This is a genomic window from Myxococcus sp. CA039A (assembly GCF_013336645.1).
GTDB classification, from domain to species: Bacteria; Myxococcota; Myxococcia; order Myxococcales; family Myxococcaceae; genus Myxococcus; species Myxococcus llanfairpwllgwyngyllgogerychwyrndrobwllllantysiliogogogochensis.
In genome coordinates this window covers 1-7,704 of record NZ_JABUMQ010000436.1, presented here as the reverse complement: position 1 = coordinate 7,704, position 7,704 = coordinate 1, and the positions used below count along the sequence as shown (strand labels likewise).

The window sequence follows — 7,704 nt, the reverse complement described above, 5'->3', positions numbered from 1 at the left end:
GCCGCCCCCTTCTGCCCCAGCGCCGAGAGTCCTTGCGAAAGGGCCGGAGCCAACGCGCCCCCCAGGTCCGCCGTCGTGAGCGCGCCGTCGCGAAGACGCACGCTCCCTCCCCCCGTGACGCGGTCACGCACCTGCGTCCAGTCCAGGCCACTTCCGTTGAGCTGCAGCTCCCCACTGGCGAGACCTTGCAGCGACGACTGTCCGGACAGCGCCTGGAAGGCCTGCGCGGTGTTCATCCCGTCCAGGTTCGCCTTCAGCGTCCACGCGGGCTGCGACTTCGTGAGGTCCACCTTCGTCCCCGTGAGGTCCGCGCGCCCGCCGTAGACTGTCGCCCCTCCTCGCTCGATGAGGAGCACCCCGTCATCCAGCTTCGCCTCCGCGTCCACGTTCGTCGCCTGCAGCGTCCCGTGACGAAGGCTCGCGAGCTTGAGCGTCCCATCCACCTCCACCTTCCCGAGCCTCGCGCGCACAGTGGCGGGAAGCGCGGTGGCCGTACTGGAGGCCTCCTGCTTCTTCGGCTCGTTGGGAAGCGCCCCCAACAGGTGCTGCAAATCGAGTTCCTTCCCCTCCAACGCGAACCGCACGCGCGGAGGCGCCATCTGCACCGAAGCCGTCCCGCCCAAATCGACACCTGGACCCGCGAGCGCGAGGCGCGTGAAGTTCACCTTCGCAGCCTTCGCGTTGGCGGGGTCGATGCGTGAGTTGAAGTCGAACGAGCCGCTCGCCGGGTCCCCTCTCAGCTTCAGCCCCTTCGCCGCTCCATGGCCCGTGAGCACGTACTGTCCCTGGTCCGTCTTCACCTCCGCGTCGACATCCACCAGCCCTCCCGTGAAGTAGGCGGTCGCCGAGGGCGGAAGGAAGTCGCGAATCTCGCTCACGGAGAAATCCCTTCCGCGCAGCTTCATCGTCACCGTGGGCCAGGGCTGACCGGGCGCGGGCTTGCCGGTGGGAAGTGGGTCCACCTTGAAGTCCGCCTCCACGTTCTGCTTCGAGGCCGCGACCGCCGCTTTCATCGAGCCCTCGAGCGGCAGGCCCGGCCCCACGTGCTTCAAGTCCACATCGAGGTCCCGGAGCGCGGCCACTGCCGTGCCCCCCGCCGCCTGCCTGTCCGTCACCTGCACGACGCCATCCTGAATCCGAAGGCTCTCGATGGAGGCCTCCGTGGAGGCCCCTGTTCCAGACTCACCGCTGGATCTGCCCGGAGCACTCCCGACGGACTCGTAGTTCCACGTCCCGTCAGCGCGCCGGACCAGGTTCACCCGAGGCTCCTCCAGCTTCACCGCCCCCACGCGCACGTCCTTGCCGAGGCTCCGGATGAACGGCCACAACCGCACGGTGGCCGTCGCACGCGAGGCCTCCAGGAAGGGCGGCTCGTCGCCTTCACCCTCGGCCCGGAAGTTCGTCATCGTGGCGCCAGGCTTCGGGAACCACTGCGCATCCAGCTTCTCCAGAGTCACCTTGTGGCCAAGGGCCCGGGTGGCGGCCGTCTCGACCTGTCCGCGCAGACGCTGCGCGAGCCAGGAAGGATTGAGCGCCAACACGCCGACGACCAGCACCAACGCCATGGCCACGACGCCGAGCGCGACCTTCAAGGCGCGATGCCGGGAGGGGTCTTTCCTGTTCCTCGCATCCTGTTTCATCGCCCCAACGATGAGCAGTCCCTGGCTTCGAGACGCCCCTCGGGAAGTCGTGCCTCCGGTGGAACGCTCCGGGCCTCGATGAGCGTGGACGGGACACCTCGACCGCAGCGCCGCGAACCACGAGAGCAGCCAGGCCATCGCGTCGAGCGCTCCAGGTGCTCCATAGATTGAAGACCGAGGGATACCGACGGTCCCCGCCCTCGATGAGAGGCACCGAGCACCTTCGGCTCACACTCTCGACAACACGAGGAGACAGGCCATGGAACGACTGGAAGCAGACCGACTGAAGTCAGTGCTCGCCAAGGTGATGGCCGTGCTCGCCATCATTGGCGCCATCAACTGGGGCCTGATTGGCTTCTTCAACTGGAACCTCGTGAACGCCATCTTCGGTGGCGACACGCAGGGGCAGGCGAGCGCCCTCTCGCGCCTCATCTACTGCATCGTGGGGCTGGCGGGCCTTGCGCTCGCGCTCACCTTCCCGTGGCGTCGCATGGAGGCGACCACGACCACCACGACGACCACGCTGACAGGCAGGAGGACCATGAGCGGAAGGACCTGACATCATCGCGGCAAAACGAAGCCCCCGGCCCGAACATCGGCCGGGCGGAGCGCGGCTCGCGGCTCCGTGCTAGGAATTCGGTCGGTTCCTCCCCGCTCCGACCATGACGCGACTCGCGCTCCTGCTCTGCCTCCTCCTGGGTGCCTCTTCCATCGCCGCGCCACGACGCGCGCCTCGGACGAAGGTGGCCGTGTTGCCCTTCCAGGCTGTCTCCGGAGACGTGCCCGCGCGCGCAGGTCCTCGACTCGCCGCGCGACTGGCCTCGGAAATCCACGGCATGGCGGGGCTCGCCCTCGCGGAGCCTCCCGTGCCGTCTCCCACCGACGTGAAGACGGACGCACTCGCCGCCGCCCAGGCCGCCGTGCAGGAGGCCACCACCGCGCGCGCGGCCCGCGACTTCACCCGCGCGGAGACCGCCCTCGGACGCGCCCTGGACGCCTACGCCGCGAACGCCCCCCACCTCCAGGACGGCGCCGAGCTCGCGGACACCTATGCCCTGCGCGCCGCCGTGCGCTACGCCATCGGTCGCGATGACGAAGCCGCGAGCGCCCTCACCCACGCGCTTGCAATCGCTCCAGGTCGTCCGCTGCCCCTCGCCGCCACCTCGCCCCTCTTCGCTCACACCGTCGAGCGCGTCCGCGCGGCCCATGCCACCCAGCCTCGCGGCGTCCTCCGCTTCGAGTCGTTTCCACAGGGCCTCGAAGTCACGCTCGATGGGTCCTCCGCGGGCACCACGCCTGTTCGTGTCACGCAGGTGCCTCCCGGTGCGCACCTGTGGCGCGCCACCCTTCCCTCCGGTGAGTCCGTGGGCGGCGTCGTGGAGGCACTCCCCGAGCGCGAAGTCACCTTCACGATTCAGCCGACTGGCACCGGCGCCACGGCCGCGCTGGCCCTCGCCCTCTCGGGCAATCGGCTCGATACCTCCGCGCTCCAGGCCGCATCGACGCTGGGACGCGAGGCGAGCGCGGACCTCGTCGTGTTCGGCACCCTGTCTCGCTCCGACACCGGGCTCGCGCTCGATGCCTTCGTGTTCACTCCTGGGGACGCGGCGCCGCGCAGGCTGCCTCGCCTCGCGATGGACCTGGAGCTGCTCGACGCTGGTGAGCCCCTGCGCGCGCTCGCGGCCCAGCTGGCCTCACGAGGTGTGGAGGCAGGGCTCACCGAAACACTGCCCCTGTCGCCCACGCCGGGTGCCTCGCGCGTCACTCGCGCCGCACAGAGCGTGTACGCCGTCCCCTTGTCGAACCCGGTGAAGCCCACGGCGCCCATCCGGAAGCCCGTGGACCCCATCCGCAGACCACTGGTCCGGCCATGAGCGGCTTTCGCGGGCGCTTCGCCCCCAGCCCCACCGGGCGCATGCACCTGGGCAACATCCGCAGCGCGCTGCTCGGCTGGCTCCAGGCTCGCGCCGCCGGGGGCCGCTTCCTCTTGCGCATCGAGGACCTGGACCGCGCGCGCTGCAAGCCCCAGTACGTCGAGGACTTGATGGCGGACCTGCGCTGGCTCGGCCTCGACTGGGACGAGACGCCCCTGGTGCAGAGTCAGCGCGATGACATCTATCGCGAGGCGCTCGCCACGCTGGAGAACGAGGGCCTCGTCTATCCGTGCTTCTGCACCCGGGGCGAGATTGCTCGCGCCGCCAGCGCGCCCCACGGCCTGTCCGAGGAAGGCCCCCGCTACCCCGGCACCTGCGCCCACCTCACCGTCGACCAGCGGGCCGAGCGCGCGAAGACGCGAGCCCCAGCCTGGCGCTTCCGCGCGCGGCCTGGAGAGGTGCGCTTCGTCGACGCGCTCATGGGGCCCTACTCGCAGGACGTGGACGCGGTGGTGGGTGACTTCGTGGTGCGCCGCAATGACGGGGTCGCCAGCTACCAGCTCGCAGTCGTCGTGGACGATGCCGCCACCGCCATCACCCACGTGCTGCGCGGCGATGACCTGCTGTCGTCCACGCCCCGCCAGCTCCAGCTCTACACGGCACTGGGTGAGCAGGCGCCCGACTTCCTCCACGTCCCGCTCGTGAATGGAGAGGATGGCAAGCGCCTCGCCAAGCGCGAGGGTGCCTTCGCGCTCGCTGAGCTGCGCGAGCGAGGACTTGCTCCCGAGCGGGTGCTCGGCCTGCTCGCCGCATGGAGTGGCCTGGGCGATGGGAGTCCCAGGACACTCGACGCGCTGGTGCGCGCCTTCTCGCTGGAAGCCCTTCCCCGCTCGCCCGTGGTGGCGCGCGAGGCGATGCTCATCGAGGCACTCGGCCTGCGGTGAGCCTTCGCCGTCCCCCTCCCACCGAGGGGGCGTCCTTGGGGTGAGGAATCGTCCGTTGCCCGACGATGCCCATGTTTGCCGCGGACCCGAGCACGCCCATCCCTTGGGTGCTCACCGCGGCAGGAGGCCCGGCCCATGGCAACCACCATCGTGGAGAACGAGAAACCTGGCGTCATCGGCGCCAGCGCGGGAACGCCTTTCAAGTTGAGCTGGGGCGCCATTCTCGGCGGCACCGTCGTCGCGCTCGGCGTGCTCATCCTCTTGTACTCGCTGGGCCTCGCGCTCGGCCTGTCCTCCGTGGACCCGAGCAACCCCGACAGCGCGCGCTCCGCGGGCATCGGCACCGGCATCTGGGGCCTCATCGCGCCGCTCATCGCCCTCTTCATCGGCGGCTTCCTGGCCGCGCGGACCGCGGGCGTGGTGGACAAGGCCGGCGGCGCGATGCACGGCGCGGTGATGTGGGGCCTGACGACGATTGCCGGCGTCGTCCTCATGGGCATGGTCGTGTCCACCGTCGTCGGCACGGCGTTCAAGGCCACCACGGGAGTCGTGGGCGCCACCGGCGCGGCCGTGGCGGGCGCGGCCTCCCAGGGTGGGAACGCGGCCCAGGCGTTCGGCCTGGATGCCAACGACGCGCTCGGTCCGGTGAACGAGCGGCTCAAGGCCGAGGGCAAGCCGACCATCACCGCCAATCAGCTCGAGGCGGCCACCAAGGACATCGTCACCACCGCGGTGCGCACGGGGAACGTGGACCGCGAGCTGCTCGTCACCTCCATCGCGGAGAACACGCGGCTGTCGCGGCAGGACTCAGAGGACGTCGCCAACCGCGTCCAGGTGCAGATTGACGGCGCCAAGGCGAAGGTGGGGCAGGTGGGTGAGCAGGTGCAGCAGGGCGCGCTCCAGGCCGCCGACAAGACGGGGCGCGCCTTCTGGGGCGTCTTCGGCGCGCTGCTCCTGGGGCTCGTCGCCTCGGTGCTCGGCGCGGGGCTGGGGGTGAGCAAGCGCCAGCGCGTCCACGCGGAAGGGGCCATCTCCCCCACGCCGCGCACCACGACGACTCGCCGCGAGGTGTACCCGTAGGGCCCTCGCCCTCTCCCGGGCCATGAAGTCCAGGAGCAGCGGGCCCACCTCTCCCCAGGGGTGGGCCTTTCGTTTGTCGCCCCTCCCGCGTGGGCCGCATGCGCTAACGTCCCCTTCGCGATGTGACGAAGGGGTGCCCCGCCGTCCGCTTCCCGGGCCCCCGCCATGCGCTCCTTGACGGGGGACCTCGTGAACCGAAGTAGCACGTACCTGCTGTGCCTCGCGGCGATGGCCGCCCTGTCGAGCGGCTGTTTCCTGCGAACCGGCTACATCCTCGAGGAGCTCAACGCACCCTCGGAGCCCAAGACGCCGCCGCTGCCCGTGTCCCTCCGGGAGCGCGTGGGGCGCCTGACGCGCTCGCACCTGGTGGACGCCTACGCGGACCCGGCGGAAGCAGCGAAGTGGATGTCCGCCCTGGGCGGCGCGTCCGAGGTCATCGCGGAGCAGGTGGAGTGTCTGCGCGCGAATGCGGGAGGCAGCAACTCCTCCTGTTACGACACCTTCTTGAAGAAGACGGTGGCGGGAGGAGTGTGGGGCCTGCCGGCGATGCCGGGCACGGTGGACCCGACCCGTCCCACGGCCGCCGAGGTCGACGCGCAGCGCTTCATCGGCAACGCGATGGGCATCGCCGCGTCGCTGGCCGCGCTGGGCGACTCGCTCCAGGACCCGATGAATCCCTTCCTGCTCAAGCAGGGCCTGCGTGAAGGCGCCGAGTCCGCCGCCCAGTACGTGAGCGCCCGCCGCTGGAGTCGCAAGCTGGGGCGTCCGTCCAACGCGGTGGTGCTCAGCGGCGGCGGAGCCAATGGGGCCTTCAGCGCCGGCATCATGTGGCGGCTGCTCGGGGTGATGGAGCAGTGCCGGGGCAAGCCCGAGCCCGAGGGGTGCGGTGACGCGCGCATCGACCTGGCGGCGGGCACCAGCACCGGCGCGCTCATCGGCACGATGGTGGACCTGTTCCACACGCCCGGCCAGGAACAGAAGGCGCGGGACATGCTCCTCGGCAACTACACGTGCTCGGTGGAGTCGGACCTCTACTGCGTCAACTCGACGTGGATTTGGAAGATTGCCTCGGACCTGAAGGGGCTGGTCCGCTTCGACGGGGTGCAGGACAAGCTGCGCGCCGCCGTCATCCCCGCGCAGCTCACCAACGGCACGGAGTTGGTGGCCGTCTCGGTGGACTTCAACACCGGGGATGTCTTCGGCATCAGCGACCAGGACCCGGCGGACTTCCCGCCGACGGCGACGGACGCGCAGCGCGTGGACGGCCTCATCAACGCGGTGGTGGCGTCCATCGTCGAGCCGGTGCTCGCGGAGCCGGTGCCGTGGATTCCCTCGCGCTCGGGGCGCTACCAGGGCACGTTCCTGGACGGCGGAGTGCGCTCGGGGCTGCCGCTGCTCCAGGCCGTGCAGCGCGGCGCGGAGCGGGTGCTCGTCGTCTCGACGGGCGGCCTGGAGCCGACGCCCGAGCCTCCGCCGGAGAACGCGGTGAGCACGCTGCTGCGGACCATCGACCTGTTCGTCGCGCAGCCGCGCGTGGGCGAGGTGCAGCAGGCGGAGCTGGCCGCCGTGGGCCGGCGCTTCGCGGAGTACAACGTCTGCACGCTGCGGCTGGCGAACGTGGAGGACCCCACCGCGGTGCCCACCTACTGCCGTCGCACGGGCACGGGCTTCGTGCCAACGGAGCCACGCTCACTCCAGGCCGCCACGAGCATGTGGATGGGGCCGGCGCGCTTCGAGCAGGTGGCGTCGAGCTGGCGCTCCTCGTGGATGTTCCGTCCGGAGTCGTCGCTGGCGACGGCGAGCGGCTATGCCTTCTCGCCGCGGGTGATGCGTCCGCTCTTCAAGGACGGGGTGAAGACCTTCCAGCAGCGGTGCGCGGAGGTGCTGCGCCTGTTCGAGATTCGCGGCACGCTCGCGGAGGCCGAGTGCGCCCGGCCCGTGGACGAAGTCGTCGCGGAGGCCGAGTCCCGCTTCGCCCCCGTGGGCCAATGCACGGACGGCAAGCCCGACCAGCGCTCCTGCGACTGAGCGCCCACGGGCGTCGACCCCCGGCATATCCTCCCCCGCCCTTCCCGCACCCCAAGAGCGTGTATGTCCCAACAGCGTTCCGCCACCCGCTGGGTCGTCCTCCCCCTGGTCTGCCTGGGCATCCTCGTCCTCCTGGCC

Annotated in this window: 6 protein-coding genes; 5 read left to right on the top strand and 1 reads right to left on the bottom strand. The window is 70.7% G+C overall.

Features of this window, described 5'->3' with window-relative positions:
• Positions 1-1,592 (bottom strand): AsmA family protein (locus HR086_RS42575; RefSeq protein WP_254626701.1); only part of this gene is annotated, 1,592 nt, incomplete at its 3' end.
• A 307-nt stretch (positions 1,593-1,899) separates the two neighbouring features.
• On the opposite strand from HR086_RS42575, the gene HR086_RS42570 reads away from it, so the two are divergent.
• From HR086_RS42570 to HR086_RS42550, 5 genes are all read left to right on the top strand, one after another.
• Complete coding sequence (locus HR086_RS42570) at positions 1,900-2,199, top strand: DUF378 domain-containing protein (protein ID WP_174454705.1); 300 nt, start codon at positions 1,900-1,902, stop codon at positions 2,197-2,199.
• A 103-nt stretch (positions 2,200-2,302) separates the two neighbouring features.
• Positions 2,303-3,514: a PEGA domain-containing protein gene (locus tag HR086_RS42565; protein ID WP_217442178.1), complete on the top strand. Its 1,212-nt coding sequence runs from the start codon at positions 2,303-2,305 to the stop codon at positions 3,512-3,514.
• Entirely contained in the window at positions 3,511-4,458 is a 948-nt protein-coding gene (gene gluQRS / locus HR086_RS42560) for a tRNA glutamyl-Q(34) synthetase GluQRS (RefSeq protein WP_174468490.1), read from the top strand. The genes HR086_RS42565 and gluQRS overlap by 4 nt, the downstream gene beginning before the upstream one ends.
• Before the next feature lie 135 nt (positions 4,459-4,593).
• Positions 4,594-5,538: a hypothetical protein gene (locus HR086_RS42555; protein ID WP_174454703.1), complete on the top strand. Its 945-nt coding sequence runs from the start codon at positions 4,594-4,596 to the stop codon at positions 5,536-5,538.
• Positions 5,539-5,727: 189 nt separating this feature from the next.
• Positions 5,728-7,566 carry a patatin-like phospholipase family protein gene (locus HR086_RS42550; RefSeq protein WP_174468489.1) on the top strand — a complete coding sequence of 613 codons (1,839 nt, stop codon included), beginning with the start codon at positions 5,728-5,730 and terminating at the stop codon, positions 7,564-7,566.
• The last annotated feature ends 138 nt before the right edge of the window (positions 7,567-7,704 follow it).